This is a genomic window from Streptomyces sp. NPDC001406 (assembly GCF_042895285.1).
Taxonomy (GTDB): domain Bacteria; phylum Actinomycetota; class Actinomycetes; order Streptomycetales; family Streptomycetaceae; genus Streptomyces.
Genome location: NZ_JBIAWG010000005.1, coordinates 175,976 through 201,950 on the forward strand (window position 1 = coordinate 175,976; position 25,975 = coordinate 201,950).

Below are 25,975 nucleotides of genomic sequence, written 5' to 3' on the forward strand. Positions count from 1 at the left end.
GAGGCCATGGACCTGAAACTCAAACAGTGCTTCATCGCCGTCGACGACCACGACAAGGCCCTCGCCTTCTACGTCGACGTGCTCGGCATGGAAGTCCGCAACGACGTGGGCTTCGAGGGCATGCGGTGGGTCACCGTCGGCTCGCCGCTCCAGCCGGACGTGGAGATCGTGCTGGAGCCGCCCGGCGCGAACCCGGACGCCTCCCCCGCCGACCGGCAGGCGATGGCCGAGCTGCTCGCCAAGGGCATGCTGCGCGGGGTCATCTTCACCACCGCCGACTGCGACGCCCTGTACGCCAGGGTCGAGGCAGCCGGTGCGGATGTGCTCCAGGAGCCGATGGACCAGCCGTACGGGGTGCGCGACTGCGCGTTCCGGGACCCGGCCGGGAACATGCTGCGGTTCATGGAGCGCGCGGACAAGTGACGGGGCGGGTGACCGGGCAGATGTGCGGATAGGTGTGCGAGCAGATCGTGCGCGGGGCAGATGGTGCGCGAGCAGATGGTGCGCGGGGCCGCCGTGCCTACGATCGCCCCATGACAATCCGTTGGACCTACGCCTTCGTCGACCGCCCCGCCGCACGCCTCGCCGGGACCCACGCCTTCTGGACCGCGGTCACCGGCACCCGGCTGTCCGAACTCCGGGGAGATCAGCAGGAGTTCGTGACCCTTGTGCCCGAGGACGGCACCGACGCCTGTGTGAAGGTCCAGGGGGTCGTCTCCGGCGAGGGCGGCGCGCATCTCGACTTCTCGGTGGAGGACGTGGCGGAGTTCGTGGCATCGGCCCGGAAGCTGGGCGCCGCTGTGGTCGCCGGGCACGAGGGGTGGGCCGTACTGCGGTCGCCCGCCGGGCAGTTGTTCTGCGCGGTGCCGTGGCACGGGGAGTCGGCGCGGCCGCCGGTGGTGGCGGGCAGCCGGCTGGACCAGGTGTGCCTGGACATCGCGCCGTCCGCGTACGAGGGCGAGGCCGACTTCTGGGCGGAGCTGACGGGCTGGGACCTGCTGACCGGCTCGCTCCCGGAGTTCCGGGTGCTCAGGCCGCCGTCCGGGCTGCCCGTCCGCGTCCTCCTGCAGCGCCTCGGCGACGAGCGGCCCGTCTCCGCCCATCTCGACCTGGCCTGCGCGGACATCGAGGCGACCCGCGCCCGTCACGAGGAACTGGGGGCCGTGCTCGTCGCCCGCGGCACCCACTGGACGGTGCTGCGCGACCCGGCGGGCGGCACGTACTGCCTGACCGGACGCGACCCGGAGACAGGCACGCTGCCGTCGCCGTCGGTCAGCGGCACCCAGCGGTAGGCGGGGCAAGCAGGATGAGCCCTGCCCGCGTCACCCCCAGGGCTCCACATCCACCACGGCATCGACCGGGACGGGGCCGTACACGTGCGGGAACTCCTCGCCGCCCGGCTCCATGGCCTCGTACTTCACGGGTACGCCGACCAGCGCGGGGTCCACGACCAGGACGACCAGTTCGTCCGGGCCGTCGTAGGAGCCGTACACGAAGGACGCCACGCGCGGGAGCTGGTCGCGGGTGGAGAAGTGGATGAAGCCCTGCTCCTGGAGGGTGCGGCCGCGAGTGGAGATCTCGTAGGTGCCGCGCTCGCGCGCCGCGTCCCACAGGGAGCGCTCGGTGATGTGGAGGATGTAGGGCAGTTTCGGCATGCGGCCACGCTACGGCGTCAATCGCGCCGCCCGCGACCGCAGATACCGCTGCTCCGGCAGGCTCAGGGTGCGGGCGGCGGCCGCTTCGTAGGCGGCCCGGGCGGACGCGTGCTCGCCCGCGCGCTCCAGGAGGTGCCCCCGGACCGCGTCCAGCCGGTGACTGCCACCCAACTCGCCCTCCAGCGCGTCCAGTTCGGTCAGCGCGGCGCGCGGGCCGTGCACCATGGCCACGGCCACCGCGCGGTTGAGGCGCTCGACGGGACCCGGGACCAGGCGGACCAGGAGGTCGTACAGGCCGAGGATCTCCCGCCAGTCCGTGGCGTCGGCGGACGGCGCCTCGTCGTGCACGGCCGCGATCGCCGCGCGCAGCCCGTACGGCCCGGCCGGTCCCCGGGACAGCGCCCGGGTGACGAGGGCGACGCCGTCCTCGATCGCCGCCCGGTCCCAGCGGTCGCGGTCCTGTTCGTCGAGCGGGACGAGCTCGCCGTGCGGGCCGGTGCGCGCCTCGCGGCGGGCGTCGGTGAGCAGCATCAGGGCGAGCAGACCCGCCACCTCGCCGTCGTCGGGGAGGAGGCGGTGGACGGCGCGGGTCAGCCGGATCGCCTCGCCGGCCAGGTCCCGGCGCTGGAGGCCGGCGCCGGAAGTGGCCGTGTAGCCCTCGTTGAAGATCAGGTACAGCGTGTGCAGAACGGCGGGCAGGCGCACCGCCCAGTTGTCGGGCCGCCCGAAGCTGACCGAGCGCACCTTCTGCTTGGCCCGGCTGATGCGCTGGGCCATCGTCGCCTCGGGGACCAGATACGCACGGGCGATCTCCGCCGTGGTCAGGCCGCCGACCGCGCGCAGGGTGAGCCCGATCCGCGCGGACGCGGTCAGGTCCGGGTGACAGCACAGGAAGAGCAGGGAGAGCGTGTCGTCCTCGCGCGGAGCCCGGTCCGGGACGGTCACCCGCGCGGACAGCTGCGCCACCCGCTCCTCCCGGGCCCGGCGGGCCTCGTCGGCGCGCAGGGTGTCGGCGAGCCGCCGTGCCGCGACCCTGATCAGCCAGCCGCGCGGATTGCCGGGCACCCCGTCCGACGGCCACTGCCGGGCGGCCGCGAGGAGCGCCTCCTGTACGGCGTCCTCGGCGGCGTCGAAGTGTCCGTACCGTCGGACCAGCGCACCGAGGACCTGCGGCGCGTGGCGGCGCAGCAGGTCCTCGGTCTCGGTCGTGCGGTTCATACCGTGCTCGTGCCGTGCTCGTGCCGTCGATACGGCTCAGCAGATGTCCCCGGCGCCGTCCATGATGGGCCGGATCACCACCGGGTGGCCGGTCTCGCCCTTGGGGCCGGGGCAGCGGCTGACGCGCTCGGCGATCTCCGTGACCCGCTCCAGGCTCTCGCACTCCAGGACCCAGTAGCCGGCCATCAGCTCCTTGGTCTCGCTGTACGGGCCGTCGGTGATCTCCGTGCCGCCGTCGGGGGTCCGGCTGACCAGCCGGGTCCTCGCGGGCTCGGCCAGGCCCTGGGCGTCGATGATTTCGCCGGACTCCGCGAGGTCGTCGTTGATCGCGCCCATGTAGGCGTACATGGCCTGGAGTTCCTCCTCGGTCCAGGTCGGGGCGTGCTCGGACGCCTTGCCGCGCATGCCCTCGTAGTCCGCCTGCGTGCCCTGCACCATCACCAGGTACTTCATCGGTCCGCTCCTTCGGCTCTCGCCACCCGCTGCGGGCGGCTCTCACGGGGGACGTCGGAGCCGGGCCGGGATTCTCGACACGGGCTCAGGATTTTTTCGCGGCGGATTGATCGGGCTCCGGTGGCCGGGGCTCGACGACGGGGTCGACGCAGGCGTCGCAGTCGGGGTTGTGGCAGGGGCCGGGACCCCACACCGGGACCCAGGCGCCCAGCGTCTTGTGCCGCCGGACGACCGTTTCGACGGGCTGTCCGCAGACGGGACAGACGTGTTCTTCGCTGTCCATGTCCCCAGGGTAGGGCGGGCCGGAGTGCGGCGCTCCCCCTTGCACGAAGGCGCTCGGCTTGCGCGAAGGCGCTCAGCGCTTTCTGCTGTAGGTCCGTACGAGCACCCCGTTCTCGAACGTGCGCACGGACTCCAGGCTGAAGTCGGTGACGGCGAAACCGCTGCCGAACATCGGCATACCGGAGCCGTACACCTGGGGGTAGGTCTTGATGACGATCTCGTCGATCTCGTCGATCAGTTCACCGGCGATCCGGGAGCCGCCGCAGAGCCAGATGCCGAGTTCGCCTTCCTCGGCCTTCAACTCGCGCACAGCGGCGACCAGATCGTCGTCGATCACCGTCACATTGGGGTCGGGCGAGCTGCCGAGACTGCGGGAGGCGACGTACTCGCGCAGATGCCCGTAGGGGCTCGTGATGCCGATGTCGAGGGCGATCCGGTAGCTTCCGTGGCCCTGGATCACGGTGTCGAAGTGCCTGTTCCCGGCGCCCTTGAGGCCGAGTGGCTCCCGGCCCTGGGCCGCGATGGTCTCGGGGTACGTCGAGGTCAGGAACCCCAGGAACTCCTCGTCGAGGAAGGCGAACATGGACGAGGCGTCGCCGCCCGGGTCCCCGATGAAGCCGTCGATGGAGCAGGCGACGAAGTAGGTGAGCTTTCGCAAGCGGGTCTCTTTTCGTAGGCTGCGCTGCGTTGACCACTCCAGTTGTAGTACTTCGGCTGTAGTGGTTGCAAGGCGTTTCCGGTACGGGACGGAGACCGGGACAAGTGGGAGAGGGGATTCCGTATGGCGGGCAATCCGGAGCGCCGGGCCGCCCTGGTGGACGCCGGGATCGAGGTGCTCGCGCGCGAAGGGGCGCGCGGGCTGACATTTCGCGCGGTGGACACCGGGGCCGGGGTGCCGGTGGGCACCGCCTCGAACTACTTCACCGGGCGCGACGACCTGCTCCGCCAGATCGACTCCCGGCTGCACACCCGGCTCGCGCCCGACCCCGAGGTGCTCACCGCGCTGATGCGGTCGCCCAAGGACCGTGCTCTGGTGACGGCGCTGATGCGCGACCTCATGCGGCGCGTGACCCGGGACCGCACGGGTTATCTGGCCCTGCTGGAGATGCGCCTGGAGGCCACCCGGCGCCCGGAGCTCCGCGACTCCTTCACCAGGTCGGTGCGTGGCGACCTGGAGTACGGCATGGAATTCCACCGGCAGGCCGGCCTGCCCGGCGGCGACGAGACCGTCGCCGTTCTCTATCTCGCGATGCTCGGCCTGATCCTGGAACACCTCACGCTGCCGGGCGTCCTGGACGGCGTACTGCCCGGGGTGGACGTCCCCGACGGGCTGGTCGAGCGGTTGGTGGAGACGATCGTGCCCACGCGATAGCCCGGCGACTCAGCCGCCCAGCGGCCCAGCCGCTCAGCCGCGCGGCTCGCGCCACATCGGCCACATCGGCGGGCCGTCCGGCAGGACGAGGGGTTCACCGGTGACGAACCCGAGTCGCTCGTACAGCCTGCGGCTGCGGGCGTTGCTCGCCTCCAGGTAGGCCGGGCGGGCCTCGCGGTCGCAGCGGTCGAGGGCGGACCCGAGGAGCGCGGTACCCATGCCGCGGCCCTGGCGCTGCGGAGTCACGGCGATCATCCAGAGGTATTCATGGGCGCGGCCGCGGGGGTGGACTCCGGCGGTCAGCCGGGCGATCAGGTCGAGGCGTACGTTGTCCGGGTCGACCGCCTCCATGAGCCGGGCCGCGGCCTCGTCGTCGGGGTGGTCGTCCTCCGGCACGGACAGCCACAGCGCGCACGCCGAGCCGTCCTCGGTGACATCGATCCGGCCCTCGTCGAGGACGACGTCGGTGAACTCGGCCATCAGGCGCGGATGCGTCGTACGGCGGTACTCCGCACCCGGGAAGATCCAGCCGCTGACCGGATCGTCCTGGAAGGCCGCGTCCAGCAACCGCACCACGGACTCCCGGTCGCCCTCATCCGCCGCCCGGATCGCCACGCCCATGTCCGCCCCGCCTCCCGTGCACAGCCCGACGATCGACCAACGGATGCCGAGCCCGCCGGGTTCCAGGGATACGGCGGTTGCGGGGATACAGCGGGTTCCCGGGATACGGCGGGCCCCGCACGCCGTGGGGATGCGCGGGACCCGCCGGGCCGGCGCCCCCGGTGACCATGCGGAGTCAGGAGCCGCACGGTCCCGGAGGCGCCGGGGTCCATCAGGTGCCGACGGGCGTCGGCCTCAACTGCTGCGCCGGGTCACGAACTCGGCCACCCCGGCGGGCCTTCGCCGCCGGCGCGGCTCCGGCGACCCACTGGCCTGCGGTGCTCCGGCGGGGCGCTGCTTCGTCTCCGTCATGAACTCGGCCAAGGGTCCCCCTCGCGGCGTCGGCGGACGGTGGCGCTTCCGCTCCGACTGGGCGCGGACCCGGATGACCTACCCGCCCCGAGGGGCGGGGACACGGCCGCGAAGTGCGGGAACGTCACCTCCAGCGACCGATCTCGACGTTCTCCAGCACGCCGAGCGCATCCGGGACCAGGACCGCTGCCGAATAGTAGGCCGTGACCAGGTAGTTGATGATGGCCTGTTCGTTGATGCCCATGAAGCGGACGGACAGACTCGGCTCGATCTCGTCCGGGATCCCGGCCTGCCGCAGTCCGATGACGCCCTGCTCGTCCTCGCCCGTACGCATGGCGATGATCGACGTCGTGCGCTCCGGGGTGACCGGGATCTTGTTGCACGGGTAGATCGGCACTCCGCGCCAGGTGGGGATGCGGTTGCCCCCGATCTCGACGGTCTCCGGGACCAGTCCCCGCTTGTTGAGCTCACGGCCGAACGCGGAGATCGCGCGCGGGTGGGCCAGGAAGAGCTTGGTGCCGCGCCGACGGCTGAGCAGTTCGTCCATGTCGTCCGGGCTGGGTACGCCGTCGTGCGGCTGGAGCCGCTGGTCGTACTCGCAGTTGTTCAGCAGCCCGAAGTCACGGTTGTTGATGAGCTCGTGCTCCTGGCGCTCCTTCAACGCCTCGACCGTCAGCCGGAGCTGCTGTTCGGTCTGGTTCATCGGCTGGTTGTAGAGGTCGGCCACGCGCGTGTGGATGCGCAGCACGGTCTGGGCGATGCTCAGTTCGTACTCGCGCGGACTGGCCTCGTAGTCGACGAAGGTGTGCGGGATGTCCGGCTCGCCGCTGTGGCCGGCCGCGAGGTCGACCGACTTCTCGCCGTACTTGTTGGTGCGCTGCTCGGGGATCGAGCGCATCTGCCGGAGGTGCTCGCGCAGCGAGTCGGCGCGCTCGGCGACCTGCTCGAAGTGCTCGCGGGACAGGACCAGCACGGTGCAGGCGGTGTCCGCGCGGGCCGTGTATTCCCAGATGGCGTCGGGGTCGAGCAGTGCCTGCTCGCCGAAGTACGCCCCGTCGGCGAGGACGCCGAGGACCGCGTCGTCGCCGTACGGGCCGGTGCCGACCTTCTCGACCCTGCCGTGGGCCAGCAGGTACACCTCGTCGGTCCGGCTGCCGAAGGAGGCGATGACCTGGCCCGGTGCGAAGTCCCGCTGCCGGCAGCGCTGGGCCAGCTCCGACAGCACCTCCCCGTCCTCGTACGACCGCAGGGCCGGCAGCTCGCCGAGCTCGGCCGGGATGACCTCGACACGGTCGCCGGTCTTCACGAAGGTGATGCGGCCGTCGCCGACCGCGTACGTCAGTCGCCGGTTGACCCGGTACGTGCCGCCGTGCACGTTCACCCATGGCAGCGTCCGCAGCAGCCAGCGGGAGCTGATCTCCTGCATCTGAGGAGCGGACTTGGTGGTGGTGGCCAGGTTCCGCGCGGCAGCGGTGTCCAGGGACTGCTGCGGCTTGCCCTGATCCGTGCGGACCTCTTCGCCTACCGACATAAGGAAACGCCCTCCCGGTCATGCCGAGCGCCGAACTGCGCGGGCCTCGGTCTCCAGCCAGCCTTCCTCACGGAGCGTGTCCGCTCAATTACCCAAAAGAGCGGGAATGGATCATCGTACGACTGGGCAGGCAGAGCAATCCTGTCCAGTGCACCGCCGGCACGGGTGGACGGAGCGCTCGGTCATCGGCCACCTCGCATGGCAGCCCGGGAGAATCGATCCCCGGGGATTCACCATGGCGACCGCAGCGCGGCCCGCCCACCGGCGGACCGGGCGGGCGACAATGGCCGGGTGACCAGCGCCGACACCCCCGATCCCGCCGCCCTCGGCCCCCGGCTGCCCTCACCGCTCCAGGAGATCGGGGACGACCGCTTCGAGCGTCACGGCGTCCGTCTCCTTCTCAAGCGCGACGATCTGATCCACCCCGAGCTGATCGGCAACAAGTGGCGCAAACTCGTGCCGAACATCGAGGCGGCGGCAGGGCGCGCGCTGGTCACCTTCGGCGGGGCGTACTCCAACCACCTGCGGGCCACGGCCGCCGCGGGCCGTCTGCTCGGTCTGTCCACGGTCGGCGTGGTCCGCGGCCAGGAACTGGCCGACCGCCCCCTCAACCCCTCCCTCGCCCGCTGCGCCGCCGACGGCATGCGGCTGCACTTCGTCAACAGGACGACGTACCGACGCAAAGCGGAGCCGGAGACCCTGGACGCCGTCCTGCGCGCGGCCGGCGCCGAGGACGCGTACGTCGTCCCGGAGGGCGGCAGCAACGCCGCGGCCGTGCGCGGCTGCCGGGTCCTCGGCGAGGAGCTGCGCGGCCGGGCCGACGTCGTCGCCCTCGCCTGCGGCACCGGCGGCACACTGGCCGGCCTCGCCGCCGGGCTCGCCCCGCAGCAGCGCGCTCTCGGCATCGCCGTCCTCAAGGGCGGCTTTCTGACCGCCGACATACGGGCCCTGCAGGAGCGGGCCTTCCACGCCCGCCTCGGCACCTGGTCCGTCGACGACCGCTTCCACTTCGGCGGGTACGCCCGCACCACCCCCGCGCTCGACGCCTTCGCCGAGGACTTCGAGGACCGGCACGGCCTGCCCGTCGAACGTCTCTATGTCGCCAAGTTGCTGTACGGACTTGTCACCCTGGCCGAGGCCGGCACCTTCCCGCGCGGGACGACCCTCGCGGCGGTCGTCACCGGCCGCCCCTTCCCCGAACGCTAGGACCCGGCCGGCTCTAGGCCGCTTCCCGGTAGGCCGCCGCCTCCTCCAGGTCCAGCCTGCGCAGCAGGGTGCGGAGCATCTCGTCGTCGATGTAGCGGTGGTCGCGCAGCTTGACGAACACCTCGCGCTCGGCGCTGATCATCTCCCGGGACAGCCGGCGGTAGGTGCCGTCGACCGTCTCACCGGTGACGGGATTGACCTGCCCGAGCCGCTCCCAGACGGCGTTGCGGCGACGCTCCAGGACGGTGCGGAGGCGGTCGGCGAGCGGCGGCGGCAGGGCGTTGCGCTCGTCGGACAGGAGCTCGTCGAGGCGCTGCTCGGCGGCCCGGGACGCCTGGGCCTGGGCGTTGGCCTCGGCGAGCGTCTCGGCCTGCGCGTCGCGGCCGGGGAACTTCAGCAGGCGGATCAGCGGGGGCAGCGTCAGACCCTGCACCACCAGCGTCCCGATGACCGTCGTGAAGGTCAGGAACAGAATCAGGTTGCGCTGCGGGAAGGGGTGGCCGCCATGTGTCGTCGCCGGGATGGAGAAGGCGATGGCCAGGGACACCACACCGCGCATTCCCGCCCACGAGGTGACCATCGCCCCCCGCCAGGTGGGGTCCGCCTCGCGTTCCCTGATCCGCGCCGACAGCATCCGCGGCAGGAAGGTCGCCGGATAGACCCAGACGAACCGGGCCACGACGACCACCAGGAAGACGGCCACCGCGTACCAGGTGGCCTGCGGGCCCTCGTACATGCCGAGGCCCTTGAGGACGACCGGCAGCTGCAGTCCGATGAGCGCGAAGACCGCAGACTCCAGGATGAAGGCGACCATCTTCCACACCGCCTCCTCCTGGAGGCGGGTGGCGAAGTCGACCTCCCACGCGCGGTGCCCCAGATAGAGGGCGACGACCACGACCGCGAGGACGCCCGAGGCATGCACCTGCTCGGCGACGCCGTACGCGACGAACGGGATCAGCAGGGAGAGCGTGTTCTGGATCAGCGGCTCCTTCAGGTGCGTGCGCAGCCAGTGGAGGGGGGCCATCAGCACCAGACCGACCCCGACGCCGCCGACGGCCGCGACCAGGAACTCCCGGATCCCGCCGGCCCAGCTGGCGGCCTCGCCGACGGCGGCGGCCAGCGCCACCTTGTAGGCGGTGATCGCGGTGGCGTCGTTCAGCAGGGACTCGCCCTGGAGGATCGTCGTGATGCGGGAGGGCAGCCCCACCCGGCGCGCGACCGCCGTCGCCGCCACCGCGTCCGGCGGCGCGACCACCGCGCCCAGCACCAGCGCCGCGGTCAGCGGCATCCCCGGGACGATCTGATAGACGGCCCAGCCGACGACGAAGGTCGCGAAGAGCACGTACCCGACCGAGAGCAGCGCCACCGGCCGCAGCTGCGCGCGCAGGTCCAGGTACGAGCTGTCGGTGGCCGAGGTGTACAGCAGCGGGGGCAGCAGAAGCGGGAGTACGACCTCGGGGTCAAGGGTGTAGTCGGGCACCCCGGGGACGTACGAGACGGCCAGGCCGACCGCGACCAGCAGCAGCGGCGCCGGCACCGGGGTGCGCCGCGCCGCCGCGGCGACCGCCGCACTCCCCGCCACCAGCAACAGCAGCGGCATCACGTCCATGTCCTCGCCCGCCCTCTTTTTTCGCGCGGCCACCCGCACGCCCGTCGTAATCTGGCAATCATGAAACAGTGCATGCATGCCGACGCGCTGCCGCACCCCGAACCGGAGCCGCAGAACGAGACCTGTCCGGAGTGTCTCGCGCGCGGTACGCACCCGGTGCAGCTGCGGTTGTGCCTGAGCTGTGGCCACGTCGGCTGCTGCGACTCCTCACCGGGGAGACACGCCACGGAGCACCACGAACAGTCCGGTCACCCCGTGATGCGGACCTTCGAGCCCGGCGAGAACTGGCGGTGGTGCTTCGTCGACCATGTACTCGTGTGACCCTGGATCCGGACGGTTCGACGGTCTGACGTCTGGGTACGTCAACCCGGCGCGCGCTCTTCCCATTTGGGCCCGCGGACCCTCTAGACACGGAGCGTATCCACAGCTTTACTGTGAGTGACGCCAGGGGGTTGGGGTCCCGGGGACAGAAAAGTTCGGAGCGCGATAGCGTCACCGCTGAACCACGTAGTGCGTTTACCCCGAGGGGCGACCCTCGGCCCCGAATAGCTTGTACCACCATGGAGGTGAGGGTGTCCCAGATCGCAGGCGAGCCCGCGACCCAGGACTTCGTGGAAGTCCGGCTGCCGGCTGCGGGTGCCTACCTTTCGGTGCTTCGGACGGCCACGGCCGGTCTCGCGGCGCGCTTGGACTTCACCCTGGACGAGATCGAGGACCTGCGCATCGCGGTGGACGAGGCCTGCGCGATCCTGCTCCAGCAGGCCGTGCCCGGCTCGGTGCTCAGCTGTGTCTTCCGGCTCGTCGACGACTCGCTGGAGGTCACGGTTTCGGCCCCGACGACGGACGGCCACGCGCCCTCGCGGGACACCTTCGCCTGGACCGTGCTGTCGGCCCTGGCGGGCAAGGTCTCCTCGGCCGTCGACGAGGACAAGACCGTGTCGATCAGCCTCTACAAACAGCGCGGCGCGGGACCCGGGCCGGCGTGAGGAACGGGGACGGGCCGGTGCGGGACGAAGAGCGCGGCACACGGGAGCTGCCGGTCGAGGGCGCAGGCTCTGCGGACGGTTCCCGACGCATGGCTGAGGGCATCGACGGCATCCCCGAGCAGGCCAGGCCTCATCCGGAGGACGACTCCGCGGAGGCCGGCTTCGAAGGTGCCGTGCAGAGCGCGTCTCCGGCAGGGCGGAACGGGGGCGTGTCCCCGATCCGAGCCGAGGCGAGGGCTCGGGGAAGGGCGACGGGCGGGACGATGAGCGAGCACGAACGGGACGACGAGCAGGGCGCGCAGGGCGTACCGGGTCTGCAGGGTGCGCATCACGACCCGCAGGACCGCAGCGGAGCGCGCGCGATGTTCGTCGAGCTGCGCAAGCTGAAGGAGGGCAGCCCCGAGTACGCGGAGCTGCGCAATCAGCTGGTCCGCATGCATCTGCCGCTCGTCGAGCACCTCGCGCGCCGCTTCCGCAACCGCGGTGAGCCGCTGGACGACCTCACCCAGGTCGCCACCATCGGGCTGATCAAGTCGGTGGACCGCTTCGACCCGGATCGCGGCGTGGAGTTCTCGACGTACGCCACCCCGACGGTCGTCGGCGAGATCAAGCGGCACTTCCGGGACAAGGGCTGGGCGGTCCGCGTTCCGCGCCGTCTGCAGGAGCTGCGCCTGGCGCTGACCACGGCCACGGCCGAGCTCTCCCAGCAGCACGGGCGCTCCCCCACGGTCCACGAACTCGCCGAGAAGCTCGCCATCTCGGAGGAGGAGGTCCTGGAGGGCCTGGAGTCGGCCAACGCGTACTCCACTCTCTCCCTGGACGTCCCCGACACCGACGACGAGTCGCCGGCCGTCGCCGACACCCTCGGCGCGGAGGACGAGGCCCTGGAGGGCGTGGAGTACCGCGAGTCCCTCAAGCCGCTCCTGGAGGACCTCCCGCCCCGCGAGAAGCGAATCCTGCTGCTCCGCTTCTTCGGCAACATGACCCAGTCCCAGATCGCCCAGGAGGTGGGCATCTCCCAGATGCACGTCTCCCGCCTACTGGCCCGAACCCTGGCCCAGCTCCGGGAGAAGCTGCTGGTGGAGGAGTAGCACCCGACGGACGGGGCGCAGGGGGTTGCCACCGGAAACACGGGCAGGCGAGCAACCCGCCGAACACGAGGAAACGCGAGCCGCACACCCAAGGCCGGCTCGCCCCTCCGGGGCCACCCACGCCCACCTCCCCGATGCCCAGCGGAGGGCCTTGAGGGCTTCGCCCCGACCGCTGAGAACGTCCGCCCCGGTCACCAGGCACCTTCGCCCCGCGCTCCAGGCGATCGCGGACAGCCCGCACCTGATCAGGGGCCCGGCTGATGCGATCGCCGAGCACGCACACACAGCCCGCGGGAAGCGCACACCCCTGTCGCCAGGCACACTCGCACCGGCCGACCCCGAGCACGAGTGCCGCCACGAGGCACGCTCACCCAGTCGTCCGGAAGCCCCCGCCCGGGCCCCGAGCGCTCTCGCACGGACCGTCGGGAGCGCCCACCCCGCCCACCCGGACCATTCACCGCGATCGCCGACAGCCGGCGCGGCGGCCGGCAGCGCTCATACGGTCACAAGTGCTTGCACTCTGCCCACCAGGAGCACTCGCCCCGGTCGCCAAGCACCTTCGTCCCGCTCTCCAAGCGCACGCCCTGCCCCCGGAAGAGCCCACGCCGGGGCCCCGAGCACTGTCGCGGAGCGCGCGGAGCCCATACCCCGCGCGGAGGCTGACTCGCACCGATCAGTTGGCGGCGCGCCCTGCCGCCGCCCCGTCGGCCGCCCGCCCGGGGCTACCCCTTCGGTTCCTCCGAGCGCCCCGGTCCCCGGATTCCCAGGGCCTGGGTCGTCGTCGGGTTGACCAGCAGGACCAGGGACGCCACCGCGACCACGGCCAGGGCAATGCCCGCCGGGATGGCCATGCTGTCGGCCTGGAGAAGGTTGTAGGCCACGGGCAGGGCCATGATCTGGGTGATCACGGCGGGGCCGCGGCTCCAGCCGCGCCGCAGCAGCAGGCCACGCGCGGCAAGCAGGGGAAGCAGGGCGAGGACGATCAGCGTGACGCCTCCGGTCACCGCCTGCTGCCGGTCGTCGGGGTCGCCGGTGACACCGAGCACGAGCATCCACACGCCCCCGATCAGCAGCGCGGCGCCCTCCAGCGCGGCCAGCGCCGCCGCGTACGTCAGGCGTCGCGGGCGCGGTCCGTCGGCTTCCGTGGTCTCCGTGGTGGGGTTCTGCTCGCTGCTCACCTGTGAAGAGTAGCCCTCGCCGAACAGCCCCAGGTGTCCAGGCTCACGGCCCTGTCTCTTACCTGATCCCTACCTCGGTATGGGCCCAGTACCACCCAGTAGGTACGCTGCAACCCATGCGTGCACTTCTCGTGGTCAATCCGGCGGCAACCACCACAAGCGCACGTAGGCGTGACGTGCTGATCCACGCTCTGGCGAGTGAGATGAAGCTGGAGGCGGTCACCACCGAGTACCGCGGCCACGCACGTGACCTCGGCCGCCAGGCCGCCGAGAGCGACGACATAGACCTGGTGGTGGCCCTCGGCGGAGACGGCACCGTCAACGAGGTCGTCAACGGCCTCCTCCACAACGGCCCCGATCCCGAGCGCCTCCCCGGCCTCGCCGTGGTCCCCGGCGGCTCCACCAATGTGTTCGCCCGCGCCCTGGGCCTGCCCAACGACCCCGTGGAGGCCACGGGCGCCCTGCTGGACGCGCTGCGTGAAGAACGCGAGCGCGTCGTCGGCCTGGGACTCACCTCGGGCACTCCCGCCACGGATGACGAGGCCGTTCCCGCCCGCTGGTTCACCTTCAACGCCGGCCTCGGATTCGACGCGGGCGTCGTCGGCCGCGTCGAGCAGCAGCGCGAGCGCGGCAGGAAGTCCACCCACGCGCTCTACGTCCGTCAGGTCGTCCGGCAATTCCTCGGCGAGCAGCACCGGCGGCACGGCACGATCACGCTCGAACGGCCCGGCGCCGACCCGGTGACCGATCTCGTCGTGGCGATAGTCTCGAACACGTCCCCGTGGACCTATCTCGGCAATCGCCCTATGTACACGTCGCCTAAGGCCTCGTTCGATAAAGGCATCGACGTACTCGGTCTCAGCCGTCTGTCCACGGCCGCGGTTGCCCGGTATGGCACGCAGTTGCTCACTTCGTCCCCCGAGCGCGGCCCCCATGGCAGGCATGCCACCTCCCTGCACGACCTGGACCAGTTCACCTTGCATTCGAAGGTGCCACTGCCCCTCCAGATGGACGGAGACCACCTCGGGCTGCGTACGAGCGTGACGTTCACAGGCGTACGCCGCGCACTGCGTGTGATTGTGTGAGCGGAACAGGCAAAAGTCCTTTCACTCGAACGTTTAGGCCAGGATCCACCCCATGGAAGTACGGCTGTGACCCAGTCGACACCGAGGAATCAAAAAAAACTTTCCGGAAGGGGTTGTATCCGCCGCTGAGGTTTGCGAGTCTCTACGTGGCGATCGGGACGGCCCGCAACACCGGCCTCCACTGATCACCAGAACCCCTCTTCAAACCACAGGACCCCGACGGTGAACCTGGCAGTCGGCCCTTCCCTTGTTGAGGGATTCGTGAAAGCGTTCACATTCACAAGCAATCAGCACGTAATACCAAGGAGAGGTAGCAGCCATGGACTGGCGTCACAACGCCGTTTGCCGCGAGGAAGACCCCGAGCTCTTCTTCCCCATCGGCAACACCGGTCCTGCGCTGCTGCAGATCGAGGAAGCCAAGGCCGTCTGCCGTCGCTGCCCCGTTATCGAGCAGTGCCTGCAGTGGGCGCTTGAGTCCGGCCAGGACTCCGGCGTCTGGGGTGGTCTCAGCGAGGACGAGCGCCGCGCCATGAAGCGCCGCGCCGCCCGCAACCGGGCCCGTCAGGCCTCCGCCTGACCCAACCCACCCCGCTCTGACAGCCTGAGCTTGGCGGCGCGTACAGCGAGTACGCATCTCCCGCCCCCGAGCCGCAGCGCGCAGTACCCCGATGCGCTTAGTAGTAGAAGAGCAGCAGCGAGCACTGGCCTCGGACCTGAACAAAGGTCCGAGGCCCTTTGCTGTGCCCAATACCCCCTATTTCCATCTTACTTGCGCCTTACTGACGCCTCACTTGCGCCTTACTTATGCGCTCGTACCGGAATGTCCAGGATCACCCGTGTCCCCCGCCCCGGCGCCGGGACCATGTCGAACGTGCCGCCCAACTCGCCCTCGACCAGGGTCCGTACGATCTGCAGCCCCAGGTTGCCCGCGGTCTGCGGGTCGAAGTCCTCGGGCAGACCGACCCCGTCGTCCTGGACGGTGACGAGGAGTCGGGCCTCCTTGCTGGTTCCGCCGCGGACCGCCGAGACCTCGACCGTGCCGGTGTCGCTCTCCCGGAAGCCGTGTTCCAGGGCGTTCTGCAGGATTTCGGTCAGGACCATGGACAACGGCGTGGCGACCTCGGCGTCGAGCACGCCGAAGACGCCGCTGCGCCGGCCGGTGACCTTGCCGGGTGAGATCTCGGCGACCATCGCGAGCACCCGGTCGGCGATCTCGTCGAACTCCACGCGCTCGTCCAGGTTCTGGGACAGCGTCTCGTGCACGATCGCGATCGAGCCGACCCGCCGTACGGCCTCCTCCAGCGCCTCCCGGCCACGGTCGGACTCGATGCGCCGGGCCTGGAGGCGCAGCAGGGCCGCGACCGTCTGGAGGTTGTTCTTCACCCGGTGATGGATCTCCCGGATGGTCGCGTCCTTGGTGATCAACTCGCGTTCGCGGCGGCGCAGTTCGGTGACGTCCCGGAGCAGCACCAGCGAACCGATGCGGGTGCCCTTGGGCTTGAGCGGGATCGCCCGGAACTGGATCACTCCGTCGTTCGCCTCGATCTCGAACTCCCGGGGCGCCCAGCCGCTGGCGAGCTTGGCCAGCGCCTCGTCCACCGGCCCCCGGGTCGGGGCGAGTTCGGCGGTGGTCGTGCCCAGGTGGTGGCCGACGAGGTCGGCGGCGAGGCCCATGCGGTGGTAGGCGGACAGGGCGTTCGGCGAGGCGTACTGGACGATGCCGTCCGCGTCGACCCGGATCAGGCCGTCGCCGACGCGCGGCGAGGCATCCATGTCGACCTGCTGGTTGGGGAAGGGGAAGGAACCGGCCGCGATCATCTGCGCGAGGTCGGACGCGCTCTGGAGATAGGTCAGCTCCAGGCGGCTCGGGGTCCGGACGGTGAGCAGATTGGTGTTGCGGGCGATGACCCCGAGGACCCGCCCCTCCCGCCGTACGGGGATGGACTCGACCCGTACGGGGACCTCTTCTCGCCACTCCGGGTCGCCCTCGCGCACGATCCGGCCCTCGTCGAGCGCCGCGTCCAGCATGGGGCGGCGGCCGCGCGGGACGAGGTGGCCGACCATGTCGTCCTGGTAGGAGGTGGGGCCGGTGTTGGGCCGCATCTGGGCGACCGAGACGTACCGCGTGCCGTCGAGAGTGGGAACCCACAGGACCAGGTCGGCGAAGGACAGGTCGGAGAGCAGCTGCCACTCCGAGACCAGCAGGTGGAGCCACTCGAGATCGGAGTCGTCGAGGGCGGTGTGCTGGCGTACGAGTTCGTTCATGGAGGGCACGTGTGCGAGCGTACCCGGGCATTTGTGCACGGCCGAAAAAACACCCGCGGGCCGCGGCGCCTGGGAGGGACCCTCAACCCTCCCGGCACCGCAGCCCGGAGCAGTATCGGCCGTGGGGTGTGCGGTCCCGGTCGGCCGAAGGATGAGGAACCGGGGCAGTCAGGGCAGAGAGCTCCGGATCCTCGATCCGCCCTCCTGTGCGGGGAAGACGGAAGAGTGCGGCTGCGTCGCGGTCATACCGCACGCAGGCCTCCCTACGCATTGTGGACTAGACCACGTTGTGTGTCCATGCGTTGGAGACTGTTCACAGTTGACGGATGGCAGCCTAGCCCGCCCGGGTCAGCTGCGGGGCCAGATGGCCATGGCAATTTCCGCGACTGCCTCCAGTTCCTCGCGGCTCGCGCCGTCGCGCGCCTGCTGGGACATGCCCTGGAAGACGGCGGCCGCATGGCGGGCGAGCGCGCCGGCGTCGGTTCCCTCCGGCAGTTCACCGGTCGCGACGTCCGCTTTTATACGGCTCTCCAGGGCGGCCACGTTGGCGTTGCGCTGACGCCGCAGGGCCTCCTCGACCTCGGGAGTCGTGCAGTTGGTGGCGGCATGGGTCACCAGGCAGCCGTACGGATGGCCGGGATCGGTGAACTCCACCGCCGCCTCGCGCAGCAGCCGCTCCACCGCGGCGCGAGCCGTCGTCTCCTCGTCCAGGGCGCGGCGCGTGAACGAGCCGTACGACCCGGCGTAGACCCGTACCACCTCCTCGAACAGGGAGCGCTTGTCCCCGAAGGCCGCATACAGGCTCGGGGCGCCGATGCCCATGATCCGGGTGAGGTCGGAGACGGAGGTCGCCTCGTAGCCGCGCTCCCAGAAGGCCATGACGGCCTTCTCCAGCGCCGTCCCGCGGTCGAAGGAGCGGGGGCGGCCGCGCGCCTTGGTCGCGGCCCCGGCCTGCGGTTTCGTCTCCTCGCTACGCACCATGGGGGGTATTTTATAGCGGGCCCTAGAGAAATGTCGGCGGGGTGTTGTACGGTCTTTTCTGTAGCGACCGCTAGAAAAATATGGAGGGGGCGCCGGCATGGGTGTGTTCAGCGGCAGGACGGCACTGGTCACGGGGGCGAGCAGGGGAATCGGGCGCGGTATCGCGGAGCGGCTGGGGCGGGACGGCGCCCGGGTCGCGGTGCACTACGGACGCGACGAGAAGGCGGCCGAGAAGACGGTCGCCGCGATCGAGGAGGCGGGCGGCACCGCGTTCGCGATCAGGGCGGAGCTGGGCGTGCCGGGGGACGCCGAGCGCCTCTGGGAGGAGTTCGACCGGCACGCGGACGGCCTGGACATCCTGGTGAACAACGCCGGAATCGGCGCCTCGCGACCGTTCGCCGACATCGACGAGCGGGAGTTCGACCGGCTGTTCGCGGTGAATGTGAAGGCGCCGCACTTCATCGTCCAGCTCGGGGCGAAGCGACTGCGGGACGGTGGGCGGGTGGTGAACATATCCTCCGGCCTCGCCCGCTCCGCCGCGATGCCGCACCTCATGGCCTACTCGATGACCAAGGCGGCCCTCGACGTCTTCACCCGGGACCTCTCCAAGGAACTGGGCTCCCGGGGCATCACGGTCAACTCGGTCGCGCCCGGCATCATCGACACCGACATGAACGCCCGCTGGCTGCGCGCGAGCGACGAGGCGAAGGAGGGTGCCGCCGCGCGCTCGGCGCTGGGGCGGGTGGGCATGCCCGCCGACATCGCCGACGCGGTTGCCTTCCTCGCCTCGGACGACGGCCGCTGGGTGACGGGGCACTGGCTGGACGCGACGGGGGGTTCCCTGGTCTGAGGCGACCCGGCGTACTCACGCCCGGCTCTCCCTCAGTGCGTCTCGGTCACCTTCGCCAGGGCGCGGGGCGCGTCCGGGTCCTGGCCGCGGGCGATGGTGACCTCGTAGGCCAGCAGCTGGAGCGGGATGATCTCCAGGATCGGCTGGACCTCCTCGGCGACCCCTTCCGTGGGCAGGACGAATCCGGCGGAGGCCTGTTCGACCTGCCCCTCGGGCCCGATGACGACCAGGTCGGCACCCCTGCCGCGCAGCCGGTCCAGCACGGGCTGCAGCGCCTGCCCGCCCTTGCCGTCGGTGACGACCGCGATGACCGGGGAGACGTTGTCCACCATGGCGAGGGGGCCGTGCAGGAGATCGGCTCCGGAATAGGAGAGGGCGGGGATGTAGCTGGTCTCCATCAGCTTGAGGGCGGCCTCCTTGGCCGTGGGGTAGCCGTAGCCGCGCGAGGTGATGACCATCCGCTCGGCGAAGCGATAGCGGGCGGCGAGGGCGCGGACCTCGTCCTGCCGGGCGAGGAGCTGCTCGGCGAGGTCGGGCAGCACCTTGGCGGGGGCGCCGTCGCCGCCGCGCAGGCCTTCGACGAAGAGATAGAGAGCGAGGAGGGAGGCCGTGTAGGTCTTGGTGGCCGGGAGGGCCTTCTCCGGTCCGGCCAGGACGTCGATGTGGTACTCGGAGACGCCGGCCAGTGGGGAGTCCGGGTTGTTGGTCACGGCGAGGGTGATGGCGCCGGCCGCACGGGCGGCCCGGGTGGAGGCGACCAGGTCCGGGGAGCCGCCGGACTGGCTGACGGTCACGACGAGGACGTCCGTGAGGTCGGGGCGGGCGCCGTAGGCCGTGGTGGTCGACATGGAGGTGAGGCCACAGGGCAGGCCCAGGCGGATCTCGAGGAGGTACTTGGCGTACAGGGCGGCGTTGTCGGAGGTGCCGCGGGCGGTCAGCAGGACGAAGCGGGGCCGGCGGGCGGCGATCTCCTGGGCCACCTGCCGGACGGCCGGGGCTCCCTCGTCCAGGATCCTGCGGAGCACGGCGGGCTGTTCGGCCATCTCGCGGGCCATGATCCGGCCCGGGCGGTCGACGAGGGGGGCCGGAGTCGTGACGGTCATGGTGAGTCCTCCCGGGGCACGCGGGGCGCTGTGGATCGCTGCCGGCTCGGTGTCGGAACGTCGACGGGTCCTATTTCACCCCTTGGGAAGGGGCGCCGCCCGTGCGGGGTCGATGTTAGATTGGTCTAAACCACATAGACCTTCAGCCCTCTCCAGAACGGCAGGCCCAGCGTGGAAGTTGTCATCGTTCCGGACGCCGAGGCGGGTGGCGAGCTGATCGCCGAGGCCATGGCCCAGTTGCTGCGGCGCAAGCCCGAAGCGCTGCTCGGTGTGGCCACCGGCTCGACCCCGCTGCCCATCTACCAGGCGCTGACGGCCAAGGTGCACTCCGGTGCGGTGGACACCTCGCGGGCCCGGATCGCACAGCTCGACGAGTACGTGGGGCTGCCCGCCGAGCACCCGGAGTCCTACCGCTCGGTGCTGCGGCGGGAGGTGCTGGAGCCGCTCGGGATCGGGATGGCCGCGTTCATGGGGCCGGACGGCACGGCACAGGACGTGCAGGCGGCGTGCGAGGCGTACGACAGTGCGCTCGCCGAGGCCGGCGGGGTGGACCTGCAGTTGCTCGGGATCGGGACCGACGGACACATCGGGTTCAACGAGCCGTGCTCCTCGCTCGCCTCGCGCACGCGGATCAAGACGCTGACCGAGCAGACCCGGATCGACAACGCGCGCTTCTTCGACGGCGACATCGAGCAGGTGCCGCACCACGTCATCACCCAGGGCATAGGCACGATCCTGGAGGCGCGGCACCTGGTGCTGCTCGCCACCGGCGAGGGCAAGGCGGACGCGGTCGCCGCGACCGTGGAGGGACCGGTGGCCGCGGTCTGCCCGGCTTCCGCCCTTCAACTGCACCCGCACGCGACCGTGGTCGTCGACGAGGCGGCCGCGTCCAAGCTGAAGCTGGCGGACTACTTCCGGCACACCTACGTCAACAAGCCGGACTGGCAGGGGATCTGACCTTCTCGGCATGCCGGAAGGCGCCGGACTCCCCCGCGGGGTCCGGCGCCTTCCGGCAATCTGGGCAGGGTGTTCCGCCCGGGCTAGGCGCCCGCGATGACCTCCGCCGCCGCACGGCCGCAGACCCGGGCCGCGCCGTGCGTGGCGATGTGCAGGGCACCGCGTGGCGTGGACTGGGGGACGCCCATCTCGACCACGACGGTGTCCGGGCGGGCCGTAAGGAGGGTGTCGAGGGCCGCGGCCATCCACGGGTGCCGGTGCTCGTCGCGGACGACGGCCACGATACGGCGCTCGCCCGCCGCGACCAGTGCCGCCGCTGCCGCGTCCTCCCCCGCGAAGCTCCCCGTCTCCGTGCCGGGCAGCAGCCGGCCCAGCTCCGCGGCGACGCCCCAGGGGGTCTCGTCGCCGACGGCGATGTTCGCGACGGGGGTGAAGGCGGCAACGTAGGGGGGCGAGGCCGGGGGCGCGTACGAGTCGGCGCGGGTGACGGTGAGCGCGCGTCGGGCGGCGACGAGGCCGACGTCGGCCCGTGCGGTGGCGGAGGGCTCGTCGGTGGCGGCCGACGCCGTCCAGCGCGCGAGAGCGCGGACCCGCTGCGCCGCGTCCGCCAGGCGTTCCTCGGGGAGTTCGCCGGAGCGGACCGCCGTGACGAGGGCGTCCCGCAGGCGCCGTACCGTCTCGTCGTCGGCGAGGCCGCCGCCCACGCAGATGGCGTCGGCGCCCGCGGCGATGGCGAGGACGCTGCCGCGTTCGATGCCGTAGGTGGCGGCGATGGCCTGCATCTCCATGCCGTCGGTGACGATCAGGCCGTCGTAGCCGAGCTCGCCGCGCAGCAGTTCGGTGAGCACCCGGTGGGACAGGGTCGCCGGGTGGTCCGGGTCCAGGGCCGGGACCAGGATGTGGGCGCTCATCACGGCCCGGGTGCCGGCCTCGATCGCGGCGCGGAACGGGGCCAGTTCGCGGGAGGCGAGCAGTGTGGCCTCCGCGTCGATGCGGGGCAGGGCGTGGTGGGAGTCTACGGCCGTGTCGCCGTGGCCGGGGAAGTGCTTGGTGCAGGCGGCGACCCCGGCGGACTGCAGGCCGGTGACATAGGCCGCCGTGTGCCGGGCGACCAGCTCGGTGTCGGCGCCGAAGGAGCGGACACCGATGACCGGGTTGGCGGGGTTGGAGTTGACGTCCGCGGACGGGGCCCAGTTGAGGTTGACGCCGCAGGCCGCGAGGCGGCGGCCGAGTTCGAGGGCCACCTCCCGGGTCAGCTCGACGTCGTCGACCGCGCCGAGGGCGTGGTTGCCGGGGAAGGAGGAACCGGTCCGCACCTCCAGGCGCGTCACGTCCCCGCCCTCCTCGTCGATCGCGACCAGGACGTCGTCCCGTTCCGCCCGCAACTGGGCGGTCAGGGCGGACAGTTGCTCCGGCGAGGTGATGTTGCGGCCGAACAGGCCCACGGACGCCAGGCCTTCGCCGAGGCGGCGCAGCAGCCAGTCGGGGGCCGTGGTGCCGGGGAAGCCGGGCTGGAGGACGGTGAGGGCGTCGCGCGTCAGGCCGTCCTTGGAATTGGACGCAGTGGTACCGCTGGCGAATGTCGTCATCGAGTGGCGTTATCCCTTCACGGCGCCCGCGGTCAGGCCCGCGGCCATCTTGCGCTGGACGAGGAGGAAGAGGACGACGATCGGCACGGCCATCATGGTGGAACCGGCCATCATCGGGGCGTATTCGGTGCCGTGCTTGGTGGTGAAGTTGCCGAGCCACACGGTCGCGGTCTGGTGCTCCTGGCTGAGCAGCATCAGGGCGTACAGATACTCGTTCCAGGCCTGGATGAAGCCGTAGACCGAGGTGGCGACCATGCCGGGGGCGAGAAGGGGGAAGACGACGCGGATGAAGGCGCCGGTGCGGGAGCAGCCGTCCACCATCGCGGCCTCCTCCAGCTCCCTGGGGATGTTGACGATGAATCCGCGCAGCGTCCACACCGTGAAGGGGAGGATGAAGGTCAGATAGGTGATGATCAGGCCGGAGAGCTTGTCGTACTGGTCGAGGTCGTTCAGCAGCAGGAAGACCGGGATGATCATGGCGACCAGCGGCACCATCTGCACCGCCAGGATGCCCACGATCACGATCTTGCGGCCGCGGAAGGCGAACCGGGAGATGGCGAGCGCGGCCAGCATGCCGACGACGATGCCGATCGCCACCACGGTCAGGGACACGATCAGGCTGCGGCCGACCGGGCCCCAGAAGTCGGCGATGTCCAGTGCCCGGCGGAAGTTGCCGAGCGTGAGGCCCGTGGGCAGCAGGCTCGGGTCCGGGTCGATGGCGTCCTTCGCGGGCTTGAACGCCGTGTTGACCATCCAGTAGACGGGGAAGCCCGCGGTGACGAAGACGAGCAGACCGAGGAGGTTCCAGCCGAGCTTCGGCCGGCGGCGCGCCTGGGGAGCGAGGGCACTCATTCGACCTCTCCGATCTTCAGCATCTGACGCATGTAGACGGCGACCACCGCGAGCAGCAGCACCACGGTGATCAGGGCGATCGCCGAGCCCTGCGCGTAGTCGTTGACCACGAAGGCGCGGTCGTAGGAGTAGGTGGTGAGGAGCTGGAACTCGGCCTCCGGATGGTTGTTGCGCATCACGAAGACCTGCGGGAAGACACCCATGTCCCAGATGACCGACAGGGTCGTGAGCATCACGATGATCGGTTTGAGGATGGGCAGGGTGACATACCGGAAGACGCCCCAGGAGCCCGCGCCGTCCAGCCGGGCCGCCTCCTCCAGTTCCTTGGGGACCTGGGTGAGACCGGCGCTGAGCGTGATGACCACGAAGGGGACCGCTCCCCAGACCACCAGGAGCATGATCACGGCCAGCCCCTCGGGCCCGCTCGCGAACCAGTTGTGCCCGATCAGGTCGACGCCCGGCAGCTTGCTCAGCAGGGCGTTGAGGATGCCGTAGTCGGCGTCGAAGAGCCACTTGAAGACCGTGGTGGCGACGATGACGGGCATGCCCCAGCTGGCCACCAGCGCGATGTTGACGAGGGTCTTCACCCATCCGGAGACCCGCTGGAGCAGCAGGGCGACCAGCATGCCGAGGACCATGGTGAAGACGACCGAGCCGACCGCGAACACGACCGTGCGCACGACGACCTGCCAGAACTCGCCGTCGCCGAGCACCTTGGAGAAGTTGGCGAACCCGACCGACTCGGCCGGCTTGAAGCCCCACAGCTGGGACTGCCCGAACTCCTGGAAGGACAGGGTGACCAGCCGGACCAGCGGATAGCCCATCACCAGGGCGAGGATCAGCAGACACGGCGCGAGCAGCAGCCAGGGGGTCGCCGCCCCGCTCGACGTCCGCTTGCCGCGAGGCCGTTGCGGGACGTCGGGTGGCGGCGCCTGCCGCGGCGGCGGCACCTTGGCGGGGGTGGTCGTGTCTGCGGCACTCATCGCGCGCTCCTCAGCGGTCCCTCGGGTCGTACGAGAGGCGGGGCCCTGCCGGCGGACAGGGCCCCGATCTCAGGTCACTTGGTGTTGATGACCTTGTCGATCGCGGCGTCCGCGTCCTTCGCGGCGGCCTCGACCGACTTCTTGCCGGTGCCGATGTTCTGCAGCATGGTCTGCAGGATCTGGGCCTTCTCGACCTGGCCCCAGCCGGGGGCCATCGGGACGAACCAGTTGGACTCGGCCGCGGTGGCCGGGACGACGGTCGCCGGGTCGCTCTTCAGGGTGGCGAGGTCCGTCTTGTTGTTGGGCAGGTTGCCCTTGGCCATCAGGCCCTTCTGGCCTTCAGGACCGGTGAAGGCGTTGATCCACTCGGCCGCGACGCCCTGGGCCTTGGACTTCACCGGGATGGCGAGGTCGGAGCCGCCCAGGAAGACCGGCAGGTTCTTGCCGGACGGGCCGGGCATCACGAAGTTCTCGAGGTTGTCCTTGAGCTTGCCGGTCTTGTCGTTCTTCGGGTCGGCCGCGGTCGCGCCCTCCCAGGCCGCCCCGAAGATCAGGTCCGACTTGCCCTGGCCGTAGACGATGTAGCGGTCGGACTCGTCCTTGGTCTTGTCGCCGTGCATGTACTTGTCGAGGACGGTCTTGAACTCCTTGAGGCCCTTGAGGGACTCGGGCGAGGAGAGGCTGGCCTTCCACTGGCCGCCGGACTCGACGGCGATGGAGCCGCCGGCGTCGTAGACGAAGGACATGGCCGCGTACCAGTCACGGGTGGGCTGGTACCAGGCGTTGAACTTGGAGCCCTGCTTCTTCTGGATCTTGTCCAGGTCGGAGGTCAGCTCCGTGTAGGTCTTCGGGGGCGCCTTGATGCCGGACGCGGCCGCGATGTCCTTGCGCCAGGTGCCGACCCGGCCGCCGGCGTAGTACGGCACGCCGTAGGTCTTGCCGTCGTACGTCACGGAGGCCTTGAGGCCGTCCAGCCAGGCGGAGGAGTTGCCGAACTGCGCGGCGTCGACGGGTGCGAAGGCGCCCTTGACCATGTAGCCGAGCATCTCGGTGTTGCCCATCTCGACCACGTCGGGGGCCTTGTCGGTGGCGAGGACGGCGTCCAGCTTGGTGTTCTTGTCCGGCCAGCCGTAGTACTCGTGCTTGATCTTGATGCCGGGGTGCTTCTTCTGCACGGCGGCGTCGGCCGCCTTGACCAGGTTGGGCCAGTTGTTCTGGGCGTCCACGGTGAGCCAGACGGTCAGCTCCTTGGCGTCCGACCCCTGTGCCTTGCCGTCGTCCTTCTTGTCACTGCCACACGCCGCGATGGAGACGACCATGCCCGCGATACCGATCGCGGCTATCAGCTTGCGCTTCACGCCACCCTCCTCAGGGATGCCACAAACCCCCCTGCCTCCCCGCGGTGACCGTCGACGCGTCGTACCGCCCATGGGGCCGGGACCTGGACCAATGGTGTAGACCAGTACCCGGAGCTTGGCCCAGACCAATAGGCCTGTCAAGGGTGTTCAAGCAGGCTCCGGACGTCCGTGATGGGACCGAGATATGCAGGGACCTTTCATTCCGCAAGCGACAGATCGGACGGACCAGTTCTGGTGGACCACTGGGACGGGGACCCCCGATGGACTAGACCAACGGGGGGCGCAAAGGTATACAGGGAGATCACGGAGCGTGCGGGTGGACCCCTGCCACACGAAGCCGTGCCACGATGTGAGCCGGGACCGATGGAATGTCGGTCGCTTCGGCATACGGAGCCGGGA

The 25,975-nt window shown here is 70.6% G+C and carries 27 protein-coding genes and 1 pseudogene; 12 read left to right on the forward strand and 16 right to left on the reverse strand.

Annotated features, from left to right (window positions below; genetic code table 11):
- The first annotated feature begins 6 nt into the window (after window positions 1–6).
- Together ACFY1J_RS13810 and ACFY1J_RS13815 are read left to right on the forward strand one after the other, a co-directional pair.
- Window positions 7–423, forward strand: a complete 417-nt coding sequence (locus ACFY1J_RS13810) for a VOC family protein (protein WP_390708849.1) — start codon at window positions 7–9, stop codon at window positions 421–423.
- Between the two features lie 110 nt (window positions 424–533).
- Window positions 534–1,292 carry a VOC family protein gene (locus ACFY1J_RS13815; protein ID WP_390708848.1) on the forward strand — a complete coding sequence of 253 codons (759 nt, stop codon included), beginning with the start codon at window positions 534–536 and terminating at the stop codon, window positions 1,290–1,292.
- A gap of 30 nt (window positions 1,293–1,322) precedes the next feature.
- On the opposite strand, the gene ACFY1J_RS13820 is transcribed toward ACFY1J_RS13815, so the two are convergent.
- From ACFY1J_RS13820 to ACFY1J_RS13840, 5 genes are all read right to left on the reverse strand, one after another.
- The gene (locus ACFY1J_RS13820) at window positions 1,323–1,655 is read right to left on the reverse strand and encodes a DUF952 domain-containing protein (RefSeq protein ID WP_390708847.1); all 333 of its coding nucleotides are present in this window, start codon (window positions 1,653–1,655) and stop codon (window positions 1,323–1,325) included.
- A gap of 9 nt (window positions 1,656–1,664) precedes the next feature.
- Window positions 1,665–2,873, reverse strand: a complete 1,209-nt coding sequence (locus ACFY1J_RS13825) for an RNA polymerase sigma factor (RefSeq protein ID WP_390708846.1) — start codon at window positions 2,871–2,873, stop codon at window positions 1,665–1,667.
- 36 nt (window positions 2,874–2,909) lie between these two features.
- Window positions 2,910–3,326: a YciI family protein gene (locus ACFY1J_RS13830; protein WP_390708845.1), complete on the reverse strand. Its 417-nt coding sequence runs from the start codon at window positions 3,324–3,326 to the stop codon at window positions 2,910–2,912.
- Window positions 3,327–3,411: 85 nt separating this feature from the next.
- Window positions 3,412–3,609, reverse strand: a complete 198-nt coding sequence (locus ACFY1J_RS13835; RefSeq protein ID WP_390708844.1) for a hypothetical protein — start codon at window positions 3,607–3,609, stop codon at window positions 3,412–3,414.
- 72 nt (window positions 3,610–3,681) lie between these two features.
- Window positions 3,682–4,266 carry a dihydrofolate reductase family protein gene (locus ACFY1J_RS13840; protein WP_390708843.1) on the reverse strand — a complete coding sequence of 195 codons (585 nt, stop codon included), beginning with the start codon at window positions 4,264–4,266 and terminating at the stop codon, window positions 3,682–3,684.
- Window positions 4,267–4,389: 123 nt separating this feature from the next.
- Between ACFY1J_RS13840 and ACFY1J_RS13845 the strand changes: the two genes are divergently transcribed.
- Window positions 4,390–4,980, forward strand: a complete 591-nt coding sequence (locus ACFY1J_RS13845) for a TetR/AcrR family transcriptional regulator (protein WP_390708842.1) — start codon at window positions 4,390–4,392, stop codon at window positions 4,978–4,980.
- 33 nt (window positions 4,981–5,013) lie between these two features.
- On the opposite strand, the gene ACFY1J_RS13850 is transcribed toward ACFY1J_RS13845, so the two are convergent.
- Together ACFY1J_RS13850 and ACFY1J_RS13855 are read right to left on the reverse strand one after the other, a co-directional pair.
- On the reverse strand, window positions 5,014–5,601 hold the full coding sequence (locus tag ACFY1J_RS13850; protein ID WP_390708841.1) for a GNAT family N-acetyltransferase: 588 nt from the start codon (window positions 5,599–5,601) through the stop codon (window positions 5,014–5,016).
- 475 nt (window positions 5,602–6,076) lie between these two features.
- Window positions 6,077–7,483: a family 2B encapsulin nanocompartment shell protein gene (locus ACFY1J_RS13855; protein ID WP_390708840.1), complete on the reverse strand. Its 1,407-nt coding sequence runs from the start codon at window positions 7,481–7,483 to the stop codon at window positions 6,077–6,079.
- A 139-nt stretch (window positions 7,484–7,622) separates the two neighbouring features.
- On the opposite strand from ACFY1J_RS13855, the pseudogene ACFY1J_RS13860 reads away from it, so the two are divergent.
- A pseudogene (locus ACFY1J_RS13860) lies at window positions 7,623–7,727 on the forward strand (N-acetylmuramoyl-L-alanine amidase); the annotation flags it as partial.
- Window positions 7,728–7,774: 47 nt separating this feature from the next.
- Window positions 7,775–8,689 carry a 1-aminocyclopropane-1-carboxylate deaminase/D-cysteine desulfhydrase gene (locus ACFY1J_RS13865; RefSeq protein WP_390708839.1) on the forward strand — a complete coding sequence of 305 codons (915 nt, stop codon included), beginning with the start codon at window positions 7,775–7,777 and terminating at the stop codon, window positions 8,687–8,689.
- Between the two features lie 13 nt (window positions 8,690–8,702).
- On the opposite strand, the gene ACFY1J_RS13870 is transcribed toward ACFY1J_RS13865, so the two are convergent.
- On the reverse strand, window positions 8,703–10,298 hold the full coding sequence (locus tag ACFY1J_RS13870) for a Na+/H+ antiporter (protein WP_390708838.1): 1,596 nt from the start codon (window positions 10,296–10,298) through the stop codon (window positions 8,703–8,705).
- Window positions 10,299–10,358: 60 nt separating this feature from the next.
- Here ACFY1J_RS13870 and ACFY1J_RS13875 point away from each other — a divergent pair, with 60 nt between their 5' ends.
- From ACFY1J_RS13875 to ACFY1J_RS13885, 3 genes are all read left to right on the forward strand, one after another.
- Window positions 10,359–10,619 carry a UBP-type zinc finger domain-containing protein gene (locus ACFY1J_RS13875; protein ID WP_390708837.1) on the forward strand — a complete coding sequence of 87 codons (261 nt, stop codon included), beginning with the start codon at window positions 10,359–10,361 and terminating at the stop codon, window positions 10,617–10,619.
- A 251-nt stretch (window positions 10,620–10,870) separates the two neighbouring features.
- A complete protein-coding gene (locus tag ACFY1J_RS13880; protein ID WP_004925829.1) occupies window positions 10,871–11,284 on the forward strand; it encodes an anti-sigma regulatory factor in 414 nt (137 codons plus the stop codon).
- Window positions 11,285–11,301: 17 nt separating this feature from the next.
- A complete protein-coding gene (locus ACFY1J_RS13885; protein ID WP_390708836.1) occupies window positions 11,302–12,375 on the forward strand; it encodes an RNA polymerase sigma factor SigF in 1,074 nt (357 codons plus the stop codon).
- 722 nt (window positions 12,376–13,097) lie between these two features.
- Here ACFY1J_RS13885 and ACFY1J_RS13890 read toward each other — a convergent pair.
- Window positions 13,098–13,553 carry a hypothetical protein gene (locus ACFY1J_RS13890; RefSeq protein ID WP_390708835.1) on the reverse strand — a complete coding sequence of 152 codons (456 nt, stop codon included), beginning with the start codon at window positions 13,551–13,553 and terminating at the stop codon, window positions 13,098–13,100.
- 116 nt (window positions 13,554–13,669) lie between these two features.
- Between ACFY1J_RS13890 and ACFY1J_RS13895 the strand changes: the two genes are divergently transcribed.
- Window positions 13,670–14,638, forward strand: coding sequence for a diacylglycerol/lipid kinase family protein (locus ACFY1J_RS13895; protein ID WP_390708834.1), 969 nt, complete (start codon window positions 13,670–13,672; stop codon window positions 14,636–14,638).
- A 319-nt stretch (window positions 14,639–14,957) separates the two neighbouring features.
- Window positions 14,958–15,215: a WhiB family transcriptional regulator gene (locus tag ACFY1J_RS13900; protein ID WP_003992873.1), complete on the forward strand. Its 258-nt coding sequence runs from the start codon at window positions 14,958–14,960 to the stop codon at window positions 15,213–15,215.
- 221 nt (window positions 15,216–15,436) lie between these two features.
- On the opposite strand, the gene ACFY1J_RS13905 is transcribed toward ACFY1J_RS13900, so the two are convergent.
- Both ACFY1J_RS13905 and ACFY1J_RS13910 read right to left on the reverse strand, forming a co-directional pair.
- Window positions 15,437–16,903: a sensor histidine kinase gene (locus ACFY1J_RS13905; RefSeq protein WP_390708987.1), complete on the reverse strand. Its 1,467-nt coding sequence runs from the start codon at window positions 16,901–16,903 to the stop codon at window positions 15,437–15,439.
- A 348-nt stretch (window positions 16,904–17,251) separates the two neighbouring features.
- On the reverse strand, window positions 17,252–17,884 hold the full coding sequence (locus ACFY1J_RS13910) for a TetR/AcrR family transcriptional regulator (RefSeq protein ID WP_390708833.1): 633 nt from the start codon (window positions 17,882–17,884) through the stop codon (window positions 17,252–17,254).
- A 97-nt stretch (window positions 17,885–17,981) separates the two neighbouring features.
- Here ACFY1J_RS13910 and ACFY1J_RS13915 point away from each other — a divergent pair, with 97 nt between their 5' ends.
- A complete protein-coding gene (locus ACFY1J_RS13915) occupies window positions 17,982–18,734 on the forward strand; it encodes a glucose 1-dehydrogenase (protein ID WP_390708832.1) in 753 nt (250 codons plus the stop codon).
- 32 nt (window positions 18,735–18,766) lie between these two features.
- Here the strand turns inward: ACFY1J_RS13915 and ACFY1J_RS13920 are convergent, their stop codons facing one another.
- The gene (locus ACFY1J_RS13920) at window positions 18,767–19,837 is read right to left on the reverse strand and encodes an SIS domain-containing protein (protein WP_390708831.1); all 1,071 of its coding nucleotides are present in this window, start codon (window positions 19,835–19,837) and stop codon (window positions 18,767–18,769) included.
- A 171-nt stretch (window positions 19,838–20,008) separates the two neighbouring features.
- Here ACFY1J_RS13920 and nagB point away from each other — a divergent pair, with 171 nt between their 5' ends.
- Window positions 20,009–20,794 (forward strand): glucosamine-6-phosphate deaminase, encoded by a 786-nt coding sequence (gene nagB / locus ACFY1J_RS13925; protein ID WP_390708830.1) that lies wholly within the window; start codon window positions 20,009–20,011, stop codon window positions 20,792–20,794.
- An 83-nt stretch (window positions 20,795–20,877) separates the two neighbouring features.
- Here nagB and ACFY1J_RS13930 read toward each other — a convergent pair whose 3' ends face one another.
- From ACFY1J_RS13930 to ACFY1J_RS13945, 4 genes are all read right to left on the reverse strand, one after another.
- Window positions 20,878–22,383 (reverse strand): glycoside hydrolase family 3 protein, encoded by a 1,506-nt coding sequence (locus ACFY1J_RS13930; RefSeq protein ID WP_390708829.1) that lies wholly within the window; start codon window positions 22,381–22,383, stop codon window positions 20,878–20,880.
- Window positions 22,384–22,392: 9 nt separating this feature from the next.
- The gene (locus ACFY1J_RS13935) at window positions 22,393–23,235 is read right to left on the reverse strand and encodes a carbohydrate ABC transporter permease (protein ID WP_390708828.1); all 843 of its coding nucleotides are present in this window, start codon (window positions 23,233–23,235) and stop codon (window positions 22,393–22,395) included.
- Window positions 23,232–24,218 (reverse strand): sugar ABC transporter permease, encoded by a 987-nt coding sequence (locus tag ACFY1J_RS13940; RefSeq protein ID WP_363294135.1) that lies wholly within the window; start codon window positions 24,216–24,218, stop codon window positions 23,232–23,234. Before ACFY1J_RS13940 ends, ACFY1J_RS13935 begins: the two co-directional genes overlap by 4 nt.
- A 74-nt stretch (window positions 24,219–24,292) precedes the next feature.
- On the reverse strand, window positions 24,293–25,576 hold the full coding sequence (locus tag ACFY1J_RS13945) for an extracellular solute-binding protein (RefSeq protein WP_390708827.1): 1,284 nt from the start codon (window positions 25,574–25,576) through the stop codon (window positions 24,293–24,295).
- Window positions 25,577–25,975: the final 399 nt, after the last annotated feature.